The organism is Caulobacter sp. RHG1 (genome assembly GCF_013181195.1).
Taxonomy (GTDB): Bacteria; Pseudomonadota; Alphaproteobacteria; order Caulobacterales; family Caulobacteraceae; genus Caulobacter.
Genome location: NZ_SMZP01000007.1, coordinates 231,904 through 250,458 on the forward strand (window position 1 = coordinate 231,904; position 18,555 = coordinate 250,458).

Sequence of the window (18,555 nt, forward strand, 5' to 3'; positions counted from 1 at the left end):
TCAGCCTTCGTAGGCGTCGGCGACGAGGCGGTTCAGCAGCCGTACGCCGTAGCCGGCCGCGCCATCGGGCACGGTCGGATCGGTCGACGGCTTCTTCCAGGCCACCGAAGCGATGTCGAGGTGAGCCCACGGCACGTTGTTGACGAAGCGCTGCAGGAACAGACCGGCTGTGATCGAGCCGGCCGGGCGACCGCCGATGTTCTTCATGTCGGCGATCGGGCTGTCGATCTGCTTCTCGTAGGCGGCCGGCAGCGGCAGGCGCCACAGCGGCTCGCGCTCGGCCTTGCCGGCGGCGAGAAGTTTTTCCGACAAACCATCGTTATTGCTAAACAAACCCGCATAGTCATGACCCAGCGAAATGATGATCGCGCCGGTCAGGGTGGCCAGGTCGATCATGAACTGCGGCTTGAAGCGGTCCTGGCAGTACCAGAGCGCGTCGGCCAGCACGAGGCGGCCTTCGGCGTCGGTGTTGATGACTTCAATGGTCTGGCCCGACATCGAGGTGACCACGTCGCCCGGACGCTGGGCGTTGCCGTCGGGCATGTTTTCCACGAGACCCAGAATGCCGATCGCGTTGACCTTGGCCTTGCGGCCGGCCAGGGCGTGCATGAGGCCGGTCACGGCGGCCGCGCCGCCCATGTCCCACTTCATGTCCTCCATGCCGTCGGCCGGCTTGATCGAGATGCCGCCCGTGTCGAAGGTCACGCCCTTGCCGACGAAAGCGATCGGCTGAGCCGATTTGTCGGCCGCGCCCATCCACTTCATGATCACCAGCTGGCTCTCGCGGCGGCTGCCTTGGCCCACGCCCAGCAGGCTGCCCATGCCCAGCTTGGCCATTTCGGCCTCGCCCAGAATCTCGACTTCCAGGCCCAGGCTTTCCAAGCTCTTGGCGCGGGCGGCGAACTCTTCCGGATGCAGGATGTTGGCCGGCTCGGAGACCAGATCGCGGCTGAACAGGATGCCGTCGGCCAGGGCCGAGAGCGGCTCGAACGCCTTCTGAGCCTTGACCGGATCGGCGGCGGCGACCTTGATCACCTGGATCGACGGCTTCTTCTCGGCCTTCTCGGTCGTGCGATAGCGATCGAAGCGGTAGGCGGCCAGACGCGCGCCGAAGGCGGCGCGGGCGGCGCTCTCGGCGTCGGCGCCCAGCTTCAGGACCAGCTCGGTGACGCCCGAGGTCTTCACGGCCTGGTAGGCCGAGGCGGCGGCGGCTTCGACGGCTTCCGGCTCGACAGCGCCCTGCCCGTCCACGCCGACCAGCACCAGGCGGGCGGCTTCCAGGCCGTGCGGGGCGACGAGGTCCAGGGCCTGGCCCTTGGCGCCGGTGAAGCGACCGCCGGCGATGGCGCGCGCCAGGGCGCCGCCGGTGGCTTCGTTCGCCGCCCGGGCTTCCGGCGAGAGGGCCGCGCCCTCATGGGCCAGAACCGCGATGGCGGCGGTGGCGCCGGCCTGGGTGTCGACGGGGACGAACTCGATACGCATGCCGCGCTCCTGCATTTGGGCGACTTCAGAACGGCGCGTCGCGACGGCGCTGCCGCTGGTCTTGATTAGGCGGCATAGTCCAATGCCGCGCCATAGAAAAGGCTCCGTTCGCCGCCACTGCGGACGGCCAAGTTAGGTCCCTGGTTGTGCCGAGACAAAGCCCCCGTGTAGAACGGCCCATCTTCGGGGTTCGTCCCGCGAATCCATCCGCCCCGAACGACTCTGCATGCGCCTCATAGAACGTTATCTCTTCCGCCAGTTGCTCGGCCCGACGCTTCTGGCGACGGCGGCCCTGGTGGCGCTTGCCTTGTTGGCGCGCAGCCTGTCGGAGTTCGACGTTCTGGTCGAGCAGCGCCAAAGCGCGCTGGTTTTCCTGAAGATCATCATGCTGGCCCTGCCCCAGCTCTTGGCGATCATGCTGCCGCTGGCCCTGTTCGTGGCCGCTCTGGTGGCCCTCAATCGCCTGCACACCGAGCAAGAGATCGTCGTCTGCTTCGCCGGCGGCATGAGTCGCTGGAGCGTGATCTCGCCGGCCATGCGCCTGGCGGTGATCGCCGCCCTGCTCTCGCTGGTCTCGGGCCTGTGGCTGCAGCCCTGGAGCGCCCGCCAGATCCGCGAGACCTCGTTCGAGATCAAGGCCGACGTCGCTTCGACCCTGGTGCAGCCGGGCCAGTTCACCGAGCCCGGCCCCGGCCTGACGGTCTATGCCCAGTCGATCGACCGCGACAACAAGATCCAGAACCTGTTCATCCACCAGGACCTGCCCAACGGCGGGGCCTCGACCTATTCGGCGCGCGAGGCCGAGATCGCCACCCGCCGCGGCGAGCCGGTGCTGATCATGCGTCATGGCAGCAACCAGCAATTCTCCAGGCAAGGAGTGCTGCAGTACACCTCGTTCGACGAGTACACCTTCGACCTGTCCAGCATGGTCAAGCGCGACGAGCTGCTGCACTACAAGATCTCGGACCGCTATCCGCACGAGCTGTTCTTCCCCGACCTGACCCAGGAATGGGAACAGCGGAACAAGGACAAGATGCTGGCCGAGGGCCATTCGCGCTTCGCTAGCCCGCTGTACAACATCGCCCTGATGACCATGGCCCTGGCCGCCGTGCTGGGCGGCTCGTTCAGCCGCATGGGCTATGGCCGCCGCATCGCCGCGGTGGGCGCCGCCGCCGGCATCGTCCGCATCGTCGGGTTCGGCGTGCAGGCCGCGTGCGAGGACGGCGCCTGGCTGAACGTGCTGCAGTACATGGTGCCCCTGGCCGCCATGTGGTGGGGCCTGTCGCAGATCTTCCGGCAGAAGGTCTCCCGTCGCCGCGCCAGCAAGTCGATCAAGCCCGCCCCCGCCTGGACGGGAGCCGCCTGATGACCATGGGCATGCTGGAACGCTACGTGCTGCGGCGCACCATGGGCGCGCTGGTCGGCGCCGTGTCTGTGCTGGGCGCGATGGTGATGCTGATCGCCTTCGTCGACATCGCCCGCAACGTGGGCACCCGCACCGATGTCGGCTTCCTGCAGCTGTTCTACCTGACCATCCTGCAGGCGCCGGCCACGATCCTGGTGCTAGCGCCGTTCGTCTTCCTGTTCGGCACGATGTGGGCGTTCGTCGAGCTGAACCGCCGCAGCGAGCTGATCGCCATGCGCGCGGCCGGCGTGTCGGCCTGGCGCTTCATCATGCCGGCGGCGGCGGCGTCGTTCGTGATCGGCCTGCTGTCGATCACCCTGCTCAACCCGATGACCACGGCCATGACCGCCCGGTTCGAGACCGAGCGCGACAACATGATGAACGGGTACCTGAAGGAAATCCCCAAGGGCACCTGGCTGCGTCAGGGCGACGACAAGACCCAGATCGTCATCCGCGCCCGGGCGCGCGACACGGTGGACGGTTCGGTGCGCCTGCGCGGCGTGTCGCTGTTCGTCTATGCGCTGAACAACAAGGGCGTGATGGACTTCACCCGCCGCATCGAGGCCAACGAGGCGCGGCTGGAGCCCGGCTTCTGGCGCCTGTCGGGCGTGCGCGAGGCGACCCCCGGCGCCGGGGCCATCCGCTCCGACAGCCTCTCCATCCCGTCCAACCTGGACGACCGCAGCGCCTCGGAGCGCTTCAACACCCCGCAGGCCGTAGCCCTGTGGCGCCTGCCCTCGACGATCCAGCGCACCGAAGACGCCGGGTTCTCGGCCGCGCCGTTCAAGCTGCGCCTGCAGCAAGACCTGGCCACGCCGCTGCTGTTCGCGGCCATGTCGGTGCTGGCGGCGGCCTTCTCGCTGCGCCTGATGCGCCTGGGCGGCCTGGCCACTCTGGCCGGCTCGGGCGTCGCGCTGGGCTTCGGGTTCTTTTTCTTCAACGAGCTTTGCAGCACGTTGGGCAAGGCGGACGTTCTGGCTCCGGTTATCGCTGCCTGGACGCCGCCGATCGTGGCCCTTTTGGCGGGGTTCACTTTGCTTTGCTATACGGAAGATGGGTGAGTCATTGCTGCCAGGGTCGTTCATGACTGAAACGCGTCACAGCGCTGTCTGCCGCGCTCTGCTGCTGAGCGGCGCGGCGTGGCTGACGTTCGCCTGCACAGGTGCGGCAAACGCTCAGCAAAGCCTGGTCAACATTCCGCCGGTCCCGGTGGTCTCGGCCGCCCCGTCCGACGGACTGGGCGACGAAGGCTATTACCTGGAAGCCGATCTGCTGATCCGTGACGAGCAGGCCGAGAAGATGACCGCGCGCGGCAGCGTCGAGGCTCGCTATCAGGGCCGGACCCTGCGCGCCGACGAGGTCGTCTACGATAGCAAGACCGGCGCGGTGGTCGCCAATGGCCACGTCCAGATGATCAATCCGGACGGCACGGCCGAGTTCGCCGACCACCTGGAAGTCGACAAGGACATGAAGGCGGGTTTCGCCCGCAACTTCGCCGCCCGCCTCGACCAGAACATGAAGCTGGCCGCCGTGACGGCCGTGCGCCGCAACGAGAACATCCAGGAGCTGAACCAGGCGATCTACACGCCCTGCGAGGTTTGCGCTGAGAAGCCGCGTCCGACCTGGTCCGTGCAGGCCGACAAGATCGTCCAGGATAAGCAGCGCCAGCTAGTCTACTACAAGAACGCCGTCATCCGCCTGTGGGGCGCGCCGGTGGTCTATCTGCCGCTGTTCTGGCACCCCGACCCGCAGGCCAAGCGCAGCTCGGGCTTCCTGTCGCCGCGCATCGACTTCTCGCGCGGCCGCGGCGTCTCGTACCAGCAGCCCTATCTGCAGGTGATCTCGCCGTCGTCGGACGTGGTCATCACCCCGCAGATCAACAGCCAGGTGAACCCGTTCCTGAACGTGAACTACCGCAAGCGCTTCTACTCGGGGATGCTCGAGGCGCGCGGCGGCTTCACCTACGACAAGGACTTCGACATCCGGGGCGACCGCTTCGGCCAGTCCACGGCCCGCAGCTACATCCTGGCCAAGGGCAAGTTCGACATCGACGAAAAGTGGAAGTGGGGCTTCTCGGCCGAGCGCGTCTCGGACGCAGTGCTGTTCGACAAGTACAAGATCAACGACGTCTACCAGCAGCGCGGCCTGTTCACGAGCGACGACCGCCGCCTGGTCTCGCAGCTGTACACCACTCGCCAGGACGAGCGCTCGTGGCTGTCGGTCTCGGCGGTGTCGGTGCAGGGCCTGCGCGTCGTCGGCCTGAACGCCACGACCGGCACGGCCAACGCCTTCGAAAACAGCGGCGCCTTCCCGCTGATCGGTCCGCTGGTCGAGGGCCGCTGGGAGCCGTCCGCTCCGGTCCTGGGCGGGCGCCTGCGCCTGCAGGGCACCGGCGTCATGCTGAACCGCTCGGAGTCGCAGTACGGCGAAGCGCCCTACTTCCTGCCGACCTACAAGGGTCAGGGCGGCGTCGATTCCAGCCGCGCCACCCTGCAGGGCGACTGGCGCACCAGCGCGATCATCGGCAACGGCCTGAAGGTCTCGCCCTTCGCCCAGGCCCGCGCCGACGCCTATGCGATCAAGACCTACGTCACCCCCGCGGCGGCCGCCCTGGGCGACGAGACCAAGCAGAACTACACGCGGGCGCTGGGCGTCGGCGGCGTCGACTTCAGCCTGCCGTTCTACAAGCCGCTCGGCGGCGGCGGCAGCGTGGTGCTGGAGCCCCTGGCCCAGGTGGCTATCGGTTCGGAAAGCTCGCGCGTGCCGACCGTGGTCGCCCGCAACGGGACGACCCAGTACCTGTACAACGAAGACAGCCAGACGCTGGAATTCGACGAGACCAACCTCTTCCAGGCCAACAAGTCGCCGGGCTTCGACCTCTATGAGGGCGGCCAGCGCCTGAACGTCGGCGGTCGCGCGACCGTCAACCTGTCGAAGGGCCGCGGCGGCACCATCCTGGTCGGCCGCAGCTTCCGCACCAAGTTCGATCCGCTGCTGCCGGCCCGCGCCGGCCTGCAGAGCCGATCGTCCGATTGGGTCGTGGCCGCGACGGCCACCCCCATGGCGGGCATCACCGGCTTCGTCCGGACCCGCCTCGACGCCCAGACCCAGGAGATCCACCGAATCGAGACCGGGGTGAACGCCTCGACCGCGCGTGGCTGGGCGGTGGTGCGCTACCTGAAGGACGAGCTGGACACCAACGGCAACCGCCAGGAAAGCTTCGAGGCCATCGCCGAGCTGAAGCTGACCAAGAAATGGTCGCTGACGGCCCTGGGCTCGCGCGACATGGTCTCCGACCTGTGGCGTCGCCGCGACCTGGGCGTGGCCTATCAGGACGACTGCATCCGCATCGACGTCATCTACCAGCAGGAAGATCGCTACGCCTCGACGGCCAGCGGCATTCGGCTGCAGCCTGACCGAACGGTCGTCTTCCGCCTAACGCTCGCCACATTGGGTGATACAGGGTACTAGCTCGAAACTTGAGTAACCGCGCCTGGGGGGCGAGCGGGGCCAACTCGGCGATCGCCGTCTCCAAAAACGTGATAAACGACCCGCGCGCCCGTCAGGGCGATGATTGGGCCTAAAGGAACGACACTATCCATGCGGTCTGCGCGTAGCGTGACGACTTTCGCGGCCGGCGCCGCATCCATCCTCGCCTTGACCGTGGGCGGCTTCGGCCTGCCCGCGCTGGCTCAAGACGCCGCGCCGCCGCTGGTGCAGGCGCCGCAAGCGGCCGCGCCCGCCGCCGCTCCCCGGGGCCTGGCCGAGAGCGTCGCGGCGGTGGTCAACGACGACATCATCTCGACCTACGACGTCATGCAGCGCATGCGTCTGCTGATGGCGACCTCGGGCATGCAGCCCACCGAGGAAAACCTGCCGCAGATCGAGCAGGAAGCCGTTCGCTCGCTGATCGAGGAGCGCCTGCAGATGCAGGAGCTGCGCCGCGTCGAGCGCGAGCAGAAGATCACGATCATCTCGACCGACCCGGAAGTCGACGAGCAGATCAGCGACATCGCCCAGGGCAACAAGATGACCGCCGATCAGCTGAAGCAGCAGCTGACCTCGCAGGGCATCGGCCTGGACACCTGGCGCGCGCAGATCCGCGCCGAGTCGAGCTGGCAGTCGTGGATCCAGGGCCGCTACGGCTCGCGCCTGCGCATCGGCGAAGACCAGATCAAGGCCTACCAGCGCCGCCTGGCCGAGTCGGCCGCCAAGCCGCAGTACCAGATCAGCGAAGTGTTCCTGGACGCCGCCCGCGTCGGCGGCATGCAGGTCGCCGAGAACGGCGCGGCCCAGCTGATCGGCCAGATGCAGCAGGGCGCGCCCTTCCCGGCCGTCGCCCGTCAGTTCTCCGGCTCGGCCACGGCCGCCAACGGCGGCGACGTGGGCTGGGTCAGCCAGGGTGAAATGCCGGCCGAGGTCGACGCCGCGCTGGAACAGCTGCGCCCCGGCCAGCTGTCGCGCCCGATCGCGGTGAAGGACGGCGTCTACATCATCTATCTGCGCGACAAGCGCGCGGGCTCCAAGACGGCCATCGTCGACCTCAAGCAGGTCGCCTCGCCGCTGGCCGCCGACGCCACCCAGGCCCAGGTCGACGCCGCCGCCAAGGTGCTCAACGACCTGAAGCCGAAGATCACCAGCTGCGCGACCCTCGAGGCCACGGCCGGCAAGGTCGACGGCCTGATCGCCGGCGACCTGGGCGAGGCCGAGATCACCGACCTGGCGCCCGCCTTCCAGGACGCCGCCGGCAAGCTGGACGTCGGCCAGATCTCCGATCCGATCCGCACCGACGCCGGCCTTCACCTGATCGCCGTCTGCGGCAAGCGCCAGGGCGGCGCCAACGCCCCGACGCACGACCAGATCGAGAACCGCCTGCGCGGCCAGCAGCTGGCGCTGATCGCCAAACGCTATCTGCGTGACCTGCGCAACCAGGCGACCATCGAGACCCGATAGCCGGTGCCCCAGCGCCCCCTGGCCCTCAGCGCCGGCGATCCGGCCGGCGTCGGCGCCGAGATCATCGCCAAGACCTGGCGCGCCCTGCGCCAGGACGGTCCGCGCTTCGTGGTGATCGGTGACGCCCAATTGCTGGCCTCAGCCGGCGGCGGCATCAAGGTGCGCCCTGTCACGGGTCCGGAAGAGGCTGTCGGCGTCTTCGAAGACGCCTTGCCGGTCATCGACATCCCCGTGCTCTCGCCCGTGGTCGCCGGCCAGGCCTCGCCGGCCTATGCGCCGCAGGTGATCCGCTGGATCGAAACTGGCGTGGGCCTGGCCCTGTCAGGCGCCGTGACGGGCCTGGTCACGGCCCCGATCGCCAAGGCGCCGCTCTACGAGGCCGGCTTCAAGTTTCCCGGTCATACCGAGTTCCTGGCCGAACTGACCGCCGCCGAGCGCTTCGAAGGCGCGCGCGGGCCGATCATGATGCTAGCCGCCGCCGACCTGCGCGCCACGCTGGTGACCATCCACACGGCCATCAAGAACGTCCCCGAGGCGCTGTCGGCCGAGGCGATCGTCAACTGCGCCCTGGTCACCGCCCAGGCCCTGCGCCGCGACTTCGGGATCGCCCACCCGCGCCTGGCCGTCGCCGGCCTCAATCCGCACGCCGGCGAAGGCGGCTCGATCGGCCGTGAGGAGATCCTGGTCATCCAGCCGGCCGTCCAGGCGCTGAAGGATCTGGGCGTCGACTGCTTCGGTCCCGCCCCCGCCGACACCCTGTTCCATCCGGAAGCGCGGCTGCGCTACGACGGCGTCATCTGCATGTACCACGATCAGGCCCTGATTCCGGTCAAGATGCTGGACTTCTGGAGCGGCGTGAACGTCACCCTGGGCCTGCCGATCGTGCGCACCTCGCCCGACCATGGTACGGGTTTCGATATCGCCGGCCGCGGCGTGGCCCGCCCCGACAGCCTGATCGCCGCCATCCGCATGGCGGCCGACATCGCCGCCCGCCGCGCGGCTTACCAGTCCTGACCCGAGTTCCAAGATGAGCCTCGCCGATCTTCCCCCGCTGCGCGAGGCCCTGGAGCGCCACGACCTCCTGGCCCGCAAGAGCTTCGGTCAGCATTTCCTCCTGGACCTGAACGTCACCCGCAAGATCGCCCGCCTGGCCCAGGTCGGTGGAGGCGACACCGTGGTCGAGGTCGGTCCCGGTCCCGGCGGCCTGACCCGCGCCCTGCTCGAGACCGGGGCCCGCGTCGTGGCCATCGAGAAGGACAGCCGCTTCCTGCCGCTGCTGACCGAACTGGCCGAGGTCGCCGACGGCCGCCTGGAGCTGGTCGAGGGTGACGCGCTAAAGGTCGATGGGGCCAAGGCCGCAGGGGGCGGTCCGGCCCATGTCGTCTCGAACCTGCCCTACAACGTCGGCACCCAGCTGCTGATCAACTGGCTCACGGGCCCGTTCAAGCCGCTGTCGATGACCCTGATGTTCCAGAAGGAAGTCGCCGATCGCATCGTGGCGGATACGGACGATGACGCCTATGGCCGCCTGGCCGTGATCTCCCAGACCCTGTGCGAGGCCCGCACGGTCATGGACCTGCCGGCCAAGGCCTTCACCCCGCCCCCGAAGGTCGCCTCGGCCGTCGTGCGCCTGGTCCCCAAGGCCGATCCGCCGCCGGCCGAAATCATCGCGGCCCTGGAGCGCGTCACCGCCGCCGCCTTTGGCCAGCGCCGCAAGATGCTGCGCTCGAGCCTCAAGGCGCTGGGCGGCGGCGAGCTGTGCGAGAAGGCCGGGATCAGCCCCGATGTCCGCGCCGAGGTCGTCGACCTGGCCGGCTTCCTGGCCCTGGCCAAGGCGACGCTGAGCTAGACCTTTACAGACGCGCGCAATGCCCATCATCCTCAACCCAGACTAGTCTGGAGAGGCTGACATGCGCGCGATCAAGATCACGGCTCTTGCGGGCGCGCTGGCGGCCCTGGCTCTAGGCGCCGCGGCTCAGGCCCAGCAGCTGGACGCCGCCGCCCGCGCCGACGCGGTGACCAAGCTGTCGACCGCCTTGCGCGATCGCTACGTGTTCCCCGAGGTCGGCGCCAAGGCCGCCGACACCATCACCGCCAATCTCAAGGCCGGCGCCTACGACCAGCTGGCCGAGCCCGGCGCCTTCGCCAAGCAGCTGACCGACGACCTGGCCGCGGTGGCCCACGACAAGCACATGCGGGTGATGTCGCGCAGCGCCCCGCCCCCCAGGACCGGGGACGCGCCCAAGCCGCCGCCGATCAACGAGGCCGGCATCGTGCGGGCCGACAAACTGCCGGGCGACATCGGCTACATCGAGGTCGTCGCCTTCCCGCCGGCCGAACGGTTCAAGCCCGTGATCGACCGGGCGATGACCGCGCTGGCGGGAAGCAAGACCCTGATCTTCGATCTACGGCGCAACGGCGGCGGATCGCCGGAGTCGGTGGCCTATCTGGTCAGCTTCATGACTCCCGAGGGCGCGCCAACCCACATCAACGACATCGTCAGCCGGACAGCGGGCACGCAGGCGTTCACGCGCAGGAGCTTCCATAGTCAGGCCACGCCCGTCCGCTTCGCCGGCGTCCCGGCCTTCGTGCTGACCAGCGGCAAGACCTTCTCCGGCGGCGAAGAGTTCGCCTACGACCTGCAGGCTCTCAAGCTGGCCACCTTGATCGGCGAGACCACAGGCGGCGGGGCCAATCCGGTGAGCGGCGCACAGTTGAGCGCCGACCTGGGCGCCGCCGTGCCCTATGGCCGGGCCGAGAACCCGGTGACCAAGACCAATTGGGAAGGCGTTGGCGTAAAGCCCGAGATCGCCGTCCCGGCCGCCGACGCCCTCGCCGCGGCGCTGAAGCGGCAGGATCGTCCGGCGACAGGCACGGTGGCCGAGGCTGGCGGCAGCCAGGTCTTCGCCCCGCGCTCGACGCCGACGCCGGGCTCGCGCGAGGCGCTGGAGCACGCGATCAACGCCGCGCGGACCGACAATCCGGATCTCAGCTTCGCCTCGGCCAACGCCGCCAAGGTCTTTCCTCGCCAAGCCGGCATGATGAAGGCCCGCCTGGGCGATCTCGGGGCGATCAAGGACATGACCTTCCGCGGGCCCGACACCATGAACGGCGACGTCTACGACGTGGCCTTCGAGCGCGGGGTGTTCCGCTGCGCCGTGGTGCTGGATGCGCAGGGAAAGCTGGACGGCATCGGCCTGATGGGCCCAGCGCCCGCCCCCTAGGTCGCCTCGAACGCGGTGATGATCGGACATGGCCCGGCCGTCGCGCCACAGGCGTCGGCCAGTCGCGAGAGCGCCTGCCGGGCCGCCTGCAGTTCGGCGATCTTGTCGTCCAGGGCGCCGATCCGCTCGCGCGCCAGAGCCTTGGCGCGGGCGTGGTCCTGGCTGGCGTCAAGCGCCAGCAGCTCGCCGATCTGCTCCAGGGTGAAGCCGGCGGCCTGGGCGGCGCGGATGAATTTCAACCGGCGGACATCCTCGGCGTCATAGCGCCGGACCCCCACGGGCTTGTCGGGCGTTCGAAGCAGGCCGCGGCGCTGGTAGTAGCGCACCGTCTCCACCCCCACGCCGCCCTCGCGCGCCAAGCTCGCGATCGTGCCCCCATGACGTGTTGTGGCCATGCCTTGACTCCGTACCATGGTACGGAACCTACATGGGGTGGGTCCGATCGCGAATCCAGGAGTGAAGCGATGAAGCCCACAGCTGTTCTGTACCGCATGGTGACCTCCAGCCACGTATGTCCCTACGGGCGCAAGGCGCTGCATCTGCTGAAGTCCAGAGGCTACGCGGTCGAGGACCAATGGCTGAAGACGCGGGAAGAGACCGACGCCTTCAAGGACCTGCACAAGGTCAAGACCACGCCCCAGGTGTTTATCGACGACGTGCGGATCGGCGGATACGACGACCTGCGGCGGCATTTCGGGCTGAAGGTCCGCGATCCCAAGGCCCTGACCTACACGCCGGTCATCGTGCTGTTCGCCATGGCCGCCCTGCTGGCCCTGGCCGCCAGCCAGGCCGCCTTCGGTAATTTCCTGACCGTACAGGCCGGCGAGTGGTTCGTGGCCTTCGCCATGGTGCTGCTGGCCCAGCAGAAGCTGCGCGACGTCGAGAGCTTCTCGACCATGTTCCTCAACTACGACCTGCTGGCCCAGCGCTGGGTCCCGTACGGGTATGTCTATCCCTTCGCCGAACTGACCGCCGGCGTGCTGATGGCCGCGGGCGTTCTGACCGGTTTTGCTGCGCCCCTCAGCCTGGCTATCGGCGGGATCGGAGCGGTCTCGGTGTTCAAGGCGGTCTATGTCGAGAAGCGCGAGCTCAAATGCGCCTGCGTCGGCGGCGACAGCAACGTGCCGCTGGGATTCGTCTCCCTGCTGGAGAACCTGATGATGATCGCGATGGCGGTCTGGATGCTGGCGCGGCCACATGTATGACGACTAGGGATGACCCTAACGTCAAAGCCTATTGACGGTTGAGCCGCGTCTCTCCAGCTTGCCTTCGGGAAGAGTGGGGCGAACGTGTCGACCAATAGTGCTGTGAGAGCGCCCTCGACTGTCGCGCGGCGCCTGTTGTTCATGGCGCTTACGCTGGCTGCGCCCGCCATCCTGCTGATGGGCGCGCTGGTGGCCATGCAGTACACCGAGGGCCAGCGTCGCTTCGCCACCCAGCTGACAGCCATGACCCGCGCCCTGTCCCTGGCCACCGACCGCCAGATCGGTCAGGGCCAGAGCGTGCTGCAGGCCCTAGCGGTCTCGCCCGCCCTGGCCGAGGGCGACCTCAAGACGTTCGAGAAGCAGGCCCGTGAGGCCGTGGAAGGCCGCGAAGGCTGGATCGTGCTGATGAGCCGCGACCGGCAGTGGATCAACACCCGCCTGCCGCCTGGCGCGCTGCCGCCCATCGCCCCGGTTACGCCGGCCTCGTGGCGCGAGATGACCACGGGCAAGTCCAACGTCAGCAACCTGATCCCGCGTCACGGCGCCGGCCCGATCGTCGGCGTCAACGTGCCGGTGCTGGTCCAGGGCGAAGTGCGGGTGCTGGGCTACATGCAGCAGCCGGCCGCCTTCCATGCCCTGATGACCGCCCAGGCCTTCCCCAACACCTGGACCGCCAGCATCGTCGACCGCAACGCCGCCCTGGTGGCCCGCTCGCGCGACCAGGAGAAGATGCTGGGCAAGCACGCCAGCCCGGACATGCAAGCCGCCATCGCCCGCGCCTATGACGGCGTGGTCAAGACCCACACCCTGGACAAGGTCCAGACCCTGTCGGCCTTCAGCCGCTCGCCGACCTATGGCTGGACCTTCATCGTCGGGGTGCCGCGGGCCGAGCTGAACCGGGCGGTGCTGACCTCGCTGGGCCCTGCAGTGGCAGGATCGGTGCTGATGATCGCCCTGGGCGTAGCTGCGGCGTTCGGCTTCTCGCGGCCGATCTCCCGCGACGTGCGCGGCCTGGTCGCCGAGGCCGAGGCCCTGGCCGCCGGTCGGCCGCTGGACCCTGCGCCGTCACATCTGCAGGAGATCGCCGAGGTGCGCGGCTCGCTGCAGGCCGCCGCCGACATCCTGCAGGCCCGCGACGACGAGGCCCGCAAGGCCGCCGAACGCCAGCAGCTGATGATCAATGAGCTGAACCATCGCGTGAAGAACACCCTGGTGGTCGTGCAGTCCCTGGCGCGCCACAGCCTGCGAGAAGGCGGCGATCGGGGCCTGGTTCAGTTCAACGACCGCATCCACGCCCTGGCCACGGCCCACGACCTGCTGACCCGCCGCAACTGGGAAGGCGCCGACCTGGGCGAACTGCTGGCCGAAGCGCTGGAGCCCTACGAGACCCAGGTCGCGCTGGACGGCCCCTCCCTGCCCTTGGCCCCCAACGCCGCCGTCGCCCTGGCGATGATCTTCCACGAGCTGGCCACCAACGCCTCCAAGTACGGAGCGCTATCGACGGAAGCGGGCCGGGTTACGGTCGACTGGAGCCTGGAAGGCCGCACGCGCCTGTCGATCGTCTGGCGTGAGCGCGGCGGCCCGCCGGTCTCTCCGCCCAAGCGCAGCGGCTTCGGGTCGCGCCTGATCGCCGCCAGCCTGAAGGGCGACCTGGCCGGCTCGACCGCGTTCGACTACGCGCCCGAGGGCCTGACCTGCACCCTGACCATCCTGGCCGCGCCTCGCGCCGCGCCGCCGGCCGAATAGGCACATCGTCGCAGCGCCTCACTGTCGCCTTGGCTTGGCCACGGAGCATCTGCAATAGCTGCCCCGCGTCTCAAGGGGATTACACGATGGATCTGCCGTTCCTGATCGGAGCCATTCTGGGCTCGGGCCTGTTCATCGCGTTCGGCCGTCCGCCGGCGGAGAAACTCATCGCCTACGTCCAGGACCGCATGCGCGGGAACTAACGTGACCATCAAGGACTTCATTGGGCAAGGCCGCGCAGGGCGGCCAATCGCTCATGGAGTCCCGAAGATGTCCATTCTCGCTTGGCTGCTACTCGGCCTGATCGCCGGCTTCATCGCCAGCAAGCTCGTCAACCGTTCTGGCAGCGGCGTGCTGCTCGACATCGTGCTCGGCATCGTCGGCGCGTTCGTCGGCGGCTGGCTGTTCAACCAGTTCGGCAATGCCGGCGTGTCCGGCTTCAATCTCTACAGCCTGCTGGTCGCCACGATCGGCGCCGTCGTGATCCTGGCGCTGTACCACCTGATCTTCGGCCGTCGCGCCCTCTAAAGCATGCGAGGCTTCGGCGGCGGGTTTCGGCCCGCCGTCAGATCTCTTCTTGCAGGAGGTCGCCCACCAGGTCGCCGATCCACGGGTTGCGAGCCCGCTTCAGACGTTCGGCGTGATAGATGTGGGCCAGGTCCGCGTAGGCGCGGTCGAAATCATCATTCAGAATGACGTAGTCGAACTGCTCCCAGGCGGCGACCTCGTCCTTGGCGCGCGACAGACGACGGTGAATGACCTCTTCGCTGTCCTGGCTGCGCGCGTGCAGGCGGCGGCTCATCTCGGCCAGCGACGGCGGCAGAATGTAGACCAGCACGCTGTCTTGCTGGGCCTGGGCATGCACCTTCATGGCGCCCTGGAAATCGATGTCGAACAGCACGCTTTCGCCGCGCTCCAGCGACGCCATGATCGGCTCGCGCGGGCTGCCATAGTGGTTGCCGTAGACCTCGGCCCACTCGAAGAAGGCCTCGTCCTGGATCATGCCCTGGAACTTGTCCGTGGAGACGAAGTGATAGTCGCGGCCGTCGTGTTCGCCAGGCCGCGGATCACGGGTCGTGGCGCTGATCGACAGGTGAAGATCGTTGTGGTCAGCCACCAGACGGCGGGTCAGCGAGGTCTTGCCGACGCCCGAGGGGGCGACGACCATCAGCAGCAGACCGCGGTGGGGGTGATGGGGCTTATTCAACGTTCTGGACCTGCTCGCGGAACTGCTCGATCACGGCCTTCAACTCCAGACCGATGGCGGTCAGGCTGGTCAGGGCCGATTTCGAGCAGAGGGTATTGGATTCTCGCATGAATTCCTGGGACAGGAAGTCGAGCCGACGACCCGACGCGCCCTCGCCCGTAAGCAAGCTGCGGGCGCCGGCGACGTGGCTGGCCAGCCGGTCCAGCTCTTCGCGAACATCGGCTTTCACGGCCTGGGCGGCGGCTTCCTGGACGACGCGCTCCTCGCTGGCGGCTTCGCCCAGCAGTTCGGTCATGCGTCGGGCGAAGCGTTCCTTCAGCACCGCCGGCTGACCGGCGGCCTCGGCCTCGGCCTGGGTCGTCAGGGCCTCGATGCGGTCGACGGCGCCGTGCAGCACCGGATCCAGGGCCGCGCCCTCTTCCAACCGCGCCGCCTTCAGTCCGTCCAGAGCCTGAGCGATCGACAGGGCCATGGCCGCCTCGACCAGGGCCCGCTCGTCGACGTTGTCCTCGTCCTCGCGCGCCTCGATCACGCCCTTCAGCGCCAGCAGGCCGTCCAGGGTCGGCTTGGCGACCATGCCGGTGGCGACGTAGGGATCGCCGGCGCGCAGATAACGCTCCAGCACCGCGACATTGACCTGGGTCTCCCCGGAGGTCTCGGCGCGTTTGGCCTGGACGTTGACGGTCAGCTGACCGCGCTGGAAGCGACCTTGCGAGCCTTCACGGGCGGCGCGCTCAAGCGTCTCGAAGCTGGGCGGACCGCGGAAGCGGGTCTCCAGATTGCGGCCGTTGACGCTGCGCGCCTCGACCGCCCAGGTCCAGGCGCCGTGCGCGCCTTCGACCCGCGCGAAACCGGTCATCCCCGACAGCGCCATGGGCCTAGTTCCCGACCGGCTTGGCCGGGACCACGGGCACATCGGCGTTGGCGCGGTCGCGCTCGATCTGGCGCCACTTCACGACATTGGCGTTGTGCTGCTCGAGCGTCGAGGCGAACACGTGGCCGCCCGTGCCGTCGGCGACGAAATAGAGGTCGCCGGTCTTGGGCGGATCCAGCACGGCGGCCAGGGCCTGGCGACCGGGATTGGCGATCGGCGTCGGCGGCAGGCCATCGATCAGATAGGTGTTGTACGGCGTCAGGCGCTGCAGCTCAGACATCCGGATGCCGCGACCCAGCGGACGGCCGCGCGAGATGCCGTAGATGATGGTCGGATCAGAGCCCAGGCGCATGCCCGTGCGCAGGCGGTTGACGAACACCGAGGCCACGCGCGGGCGCTCTTCGGCCAGGCCGGTTTCCTTCTCGACGATCGAGGCCAGGGTGACGGCCTCTTCCTTGGTCTGGAACGGCAGGCCCGACTGGCGGTTGGCCCACAGCTGGTTCAGCAGCTTGTCGCGGTCGTCCATCATCCGCTGCAGGACGGCGGCCCGGTCCTCGCCGCGCTGGACCTCGTAGGTCTCGGGCAGGATCGCGCCTTCCGGCGGGGTCGGGGCGCTGCCGGTCAGGAACGGCGAGGCGTTGAGGATGTCCATGACCATGTCCGAGGTGCGGCCCTCGGGAATGGTGATCCAGTGGCGCACGATGCGGCCGTGGCGGATGGCGTCCAGCACCTGGGCCATCGAGGCGCGGCTGGCGAATTCGTACTCGCCGGCCTTCAGCGTGCGGGCCGCGCCCGTGACCTTGGCGGCGGTCATGAAGATCGAGGACGAGCGGATCACCCCGCCCTGTTCCAGGCTGGAGGCGATCTCGGGCAGGCTGGCCCCGCGGCGCAGGACCACGGAGGTCTTGTCGCCGGCCTTCGCGGCGGGACCCGGGCCGTTATAGACCCAGGCCGCGCCCAGGATGGCCACCATGCCGATGACCACCAAAGTCGTGATCGCGCCGAAGATGGCGCGGATCAGCCGTCGCCCCACAGAGGCGGTCTCCCGACGGGAGGTTTTCGCTCTAGGAGCGGCTTTGCGGGGGGGCGACGGCTTCTTGCTCACGAGACCTTCTTGAACACGACGGTGGCGTTGGTGCCGCCGAAGCCAAAGCTGTTGGACACGGCCACGTCGATCTTCATCGGCACGGCCTTGTTCGGCGCCAGGTTCATGGCGACGTTCACGTCCGGGTTATCGAGGTTGATCGTCGGCGGGGCGATCTGGTCGCGGATCGCCAGGATCGAGAAGATCCCCTCGATCGCGCCGGCCGCGCCCAGCAGGTGGCCGGTCATCGACTTGGTCGAGGACATGACGACGTTCTTGGCGTGGTCGCCCAGGAAGCGCTCGACGGCGCCGGCTTCCAGGCCATCGGCCATGGTCGAGGTGCCGTGGGCGTTGACGTAGTCGATGTCCGAGGGCTTGAGCCCTGCGTCCTTGATCGCCGCCGCCAGGGCCCGGCCGCCGCCTTCGCCGTCTTCCGACGGGGCGGTGATGTGGTGGGCGTCGCCCGACAGGCCGTAGCCCACGACTTCGGCGTAGATCTTGGCCCCGCGCGCCTTGGCGTGCTCGTACTCTTCCAGCACCAGCGCGCCGGCGCCCTCGCCCATCACGAAGCCGTCGCGGTCCTGGTCATAGGGACGCGAGGCCTTTTCAGGCGTGTCGTTGAAGCTGGTGGACATGGCCCGGCAGGCGATGAAACCGGCCACGCCGACCTTGCAGACGGCCGCTTCGGCGCCGCCGGCGATCATCACGTCGGCGTCGCCGTACTTGATCAGACGCATGGCGTCGCCGATGGCGTGGGCGCCGGTCGCGCAGGCCGTGACGACCGCGTGGTTGGGGCCCTTGAAGCCGTACTTGATCGAGACCTGGCCCGAGATCAGGTTGATCAGGGCCGAGGAGATGAAGAACGGGCTGATCCGGCGGGGGCCCTTGGCTTCCAGCTCCAGCGCGGTGTCGGCGATGGTCGACAGGCCGCCGATGCCCGAACCCAGGATGACGCCCGTGCGCCACTTGTCCTCGTCGGTTTCCGGGACCCAGCCCGAATCCTTGATGGCCTCGTCGGCCGCGGCGATGCCGTACAGAATGAAGTCGTCCACGCGCTTCTGGTCGCGCGGGCTCATGGTCTGGTCGGGGTCGAACGAACCCTCGACGTCGGGACCGCCGCCGCCGCGTCCATCGACGCGCGGAACCTCGCAAGCCACCTGACACGCGTAGTCGGTCGGATCGAACGCGGTGATGCGGTTCGCACCGGACTTGCCGGCGAGGATGTTCTTCCAGGTAACGTCAACGCCCTGGCCCAGAGGGGTCAGCAGGCCGATACCCGTGACGACGACTCTACGCATGGATCACTCCCAACCTTCGATGCGGGGCGCGGTATGTGGGGACAACGCCCCGCCCACGCCAGCCGCGAATCTTGGCC

General features: G+C 68.4%; 16 protein-coding genes. 10 read left to right on the forward strand and 6 right to left on the reverse strand.

Going from position 1 to position 18,555, the window contains the following annotated elements; all coding sequences use genetic code 11:
• Entirely contained in the window at nt 1-1,482 is a 1,482-nt protein-coding gene (locus E1H18_RS19535; protein ID WP_172271563.1) for a leucyl aminopeptidase, read from the reverse strand.
• Between the two features lie 226 nt (nt 1,483-1,708).
• On the opposite strand from E1H18_RS19535, the gene lptF reads away from it, so the two are divergent.
• From lptF to E1H18_RS19570, 7 genes are all read left to right on the forward strand, one after another.
• The gene (gene lptF, locus E1H18_RS19540) at nt 1,709-2,848 is read left to right on the forward strand and encodes an LPS export ABC transporter permease LptF (RefSeq protein WP_172271565.1); all 1,140 of its coding nucleotides are present in this window, start codon (nt 1,709-1,711) and stop codon (nt 2,846-2,848) included.
• Nucleotides 2,848-3,948 carry an LptF/LptG family permease gene (locus E1H18_RS19545; RefSeq protein ID WP_172271566.1) on the forward strand — a complete coding sequence of 367 codons (1,101 nt, stop codon included), beginning with the start codon at nt 2,848-2,850 and terminating at the stop codon, nt 3,946-3,948. Before lptF ends, E1H18_RS19545 begins: the two co-directional genes overlap by 1 nt.
• Entirely contained in the window at nt 3,941-6,358 is a 2,418-nt protein-coding gene (locus E1H18_RS19550) for an LPS-assembly protein LptD (protein ID WP_172271568.1), read from the forward strand. Before E1H18_RS19545 ends, E1H18_RS19550 begins: the two co-directional genes overlap by 8 nt.
• 129 nt (nt 6,359-6,487) lie before the next feature.
• Nucleotides 6,488-7,840, forward strand: a complete 1,353-nt coding sequence (locus E1H18_RS19555; RefSeq protein WP_172271570.1) for a peptidylprolyl isomerase — start codon at nt 6,488-6,490, stop codon at nt 7,838-7,840.
• 3 nt (nt 7,841-7,843) lie between these two features.
• The gene (gene pdxA, locus E1H18_RS19560; RefSeq protein ID WP_172271572.1) at nt 7,844-8,854 is read left to right on the forward strand and encodes a 4-hydroxythreonine-4-phosphate dehydrogenase PdxA; all 1,011 of its coding nucleotides are present in this window, start codon (nt 7,844-7,846) and stop codon (nt 8,852-8,854) included.
• Between the two features lie 13 nt (nt 8,855-8,867).
• Nucleotides 8,868-9,689 carry a 16S rRNA (adenine(1518)-N(6)/adenine(1519)-N(6))-dimethyltransferase RsmA gene (gene rsmA, locus E1H18_RS19565; RefSeq protein ID WP_172271574.1) on the forward strand — a complete coding sequence of 274 codons (822 nt, stop codon included), beginning with the start codon at nt 8,868-8,870 and terminating at the stop codon, nt 9,687-9,689.
• A gap of 61 nt (nt 9,690-9,750) precedes the next feature.
• Complete coding sequence (locus tag E1H18_RS19570) at nt 9,751-11,064, forward strand: S41 family peptidase (RefSeq protein WP_172271576.1); 1,314 nt, start codon at nt 9,751-9,753, stop codon at nt 11,062-11,064.
• Here E1H18_RS19570 and E1H18_RS19575 read toward each other — a convergent pair.
• Nucleotides 11,061-11,459, reverse strand: coding sequence for a MerR family DNA-binding protein (locus E1H18_RS19575; protein ID WP_241736102.1), 399 nt, complete (start codon nt 11,457-11,459; stop codon nt 11,061-11,063). The two genes, E1H18_RS19570 and E1H18_RS19575, sit on opposite strands and share 4 nt — an antisense overlap.
• A 69-nt stretch (nt 11,460-11,528) precedes the next feature.
• Here E1H18_RS19575 and E1H18_RS19580 point away from each other — a divergent pair, with 69 nt between their 5' ends.
• The 3 genes from E1H18_RS19580 (at nt 11,529) to E1H18_RS19590 (ending at nt 14,543) form a co-directional block, all read left to right on the forward strand.
• Complete coding sequence (locus tag E1H18_RS19580; protein ID WP_172271579.1) at nt 11,529-12,269, forward strand: glutaredoxin; 741 nt, start codon at nt 11,529-11,531, stop codon at nt 12,267-12,269.
• 84 nt (nt 12,270-12,353) lie between these two features.
• On the forward strand, nt 12,354-14,015 hold the full coding sequence (locus E1H18_RS19585; RefSeq protein ID WP_172271581.1) for an HWE histidine kinase domain-containing protein: 1,662 nt from the start codon (nt 12,354-12,356) through the stop codon (nt 14,013-14,015).
• Nucleotides 14,016-14,285: 270 nt separating this feature from the next.
• Nucleotides 14,286-14,543 carry a GlsB/YeaQ/YmgE family stress response membrane protein gene (locus E1H18_RS19590; protein WP_125157860.1) on the forward strand — a complete coding sequence of 86 codons (258 nt, stop codon included), beginning with the start codon at nt 14,286-14,288 and terminating at the stop codon, nt 14,541-14,543.
• 37 nt (nt 14,544-14,580) lie between these two features.
• Here E1H18_RS19590 and gmk read toward each other — a convergent pair whose 3' ends face one another.
• The 4 genes from gmk to fabF are packed head-to-tail and all read right to left on the reverse strand — an operon-like array spanning nt 14,581 to nt 18,478.
• A complete protein-coding gene (gene gmk, locus E1H18_RS19595) occupies nt 14,581-15,222 on the reverse strand; it encodes a guanylate kinase (RefSeq protein ID WP_172271583.1) in 642 nt (213 codons plus the stop codon).
• A complete protein-coding gene (locus tag E1H18_RS19600; RefSeq protein ID WP_172271585.1) occupies nt 15,215-16,096 on the reverse strand; it encodes a YicC/YloC family endoribonuclease in 882 nt (293 codons plus the stop codon). Before E1H18_RS19600 ends, gmk begins: the two co-directional genes overlap by 8 nt.
• Nucleotides 16,097-16,100: 4 nt before the next feature.
• Nucleotides 16,101-17,201, reverse strand: a complete 1,101-nt coding sequence (gene mltG, locus E1H18_RS19605; RefSeq protein ID WP_172271587.1) for an endolytic transglycosylase MltG — start codon at nt 17,199-17,201, stop codon at nt 16,101-16,103.
• Nucleotides 17,198-18,478, reverse strand: a complete 1,281-nt coding sequence (gene fabF, locus E1H18_RS19610) for a beta-ketoacyl-ACP synthase II (RefSeq protein WP_172271589.1) — start codon at nt 18,476-18,478, stop codon at nt 17,198-17,200. The genes mltG and fabF overlap by 4 nt, the downstream gene beginning before the upstream one ends.
• Between the last annotated feature and the right edge of the window lie 77 nt (nt 18,479-18,555).

Coding starts and splice junctions, on each gene's coding strand:
- rsmA (WP_172271574.1), top strand. CDS start 8,868: ATGAGCCTCGCCGATCTTCCCCCGCTGCGCGAGGCCCTGGAGCGCCAC.
- E1H18_RS19555 (WP_172271570.1), top strand. CDS start 6,488: ATGCGGTCTGCGCGTAGCGTGACGACTTTCGCGGCCGGCGCCGCATCC.
- E1H18_RS19545 (WP_172271566.1), top strand. CDS start 2,848: ATGACCATGGGCATGCTGGAACGCTACGTGCTGCGGCGCACCATGGGC.
- E1H18_RS19575 (WP_241736102.1), bottom strand. CDS start 11,459: ATGGCCACAACACGTCATGGGGGCACGATCGCGAGCTTGGCGCGCGAG.
- lptF (WP_172271565.1), top strand. CDS start 1,709: ATGCGCCTCATAGAACGTTATCTCTTCCGCCAGTTGCTCGGCCCGACG.
- E1H18_RS19590 (WP_125157860.1), top strand. CDS start 14,286: ATGTCCATTCTCGCTTGGCTGCTACTCGGCCTGATCGCCGGCTTCATC.
- E1H18_RS19580 (WP_172271579.1), top strand. CDS start 11,529: ATGAAGCCCACAGCTGTTCTGTACCGCATGGTGACCTCCAGCCACGTA.
- fabF (WP_172271589.1), bottom strand. CDS start 18,478: ATGCGTAGAGTCGTCGTCACGGGTATCGGCCTGCTGACCCCTCTGGGC.
- E1H18_RS19535 (WP_172271563.1), bottom strand. CDS start 1,482: ATGCGTATCGAGTTCGTCCCCGTCGACACCCAGGCCGGCGCCACCGCC.
- E1H18_RS19600 (WP_172271585.1), bottom strand. CDS start 16,096: ATGGCGCTGTCGGGGATGACCGGTTTCGCGCGGGTCGAAGGCGCGCAC.
- E1H18_RS19570 (WP_172271576.1), top strand. CDS start 9,751: ATGCGCGCGATCAAGATCACGGCTCTTGCGGGCGCGCTGGCGGCCCTG.
- E1H18_RS19550 (WP_172271568.1), top strand. CDS start 3,941: ATGGGTGAGTCATTGCTGCCAGGGTCGTTCATGACTGAAACGCGTCAC.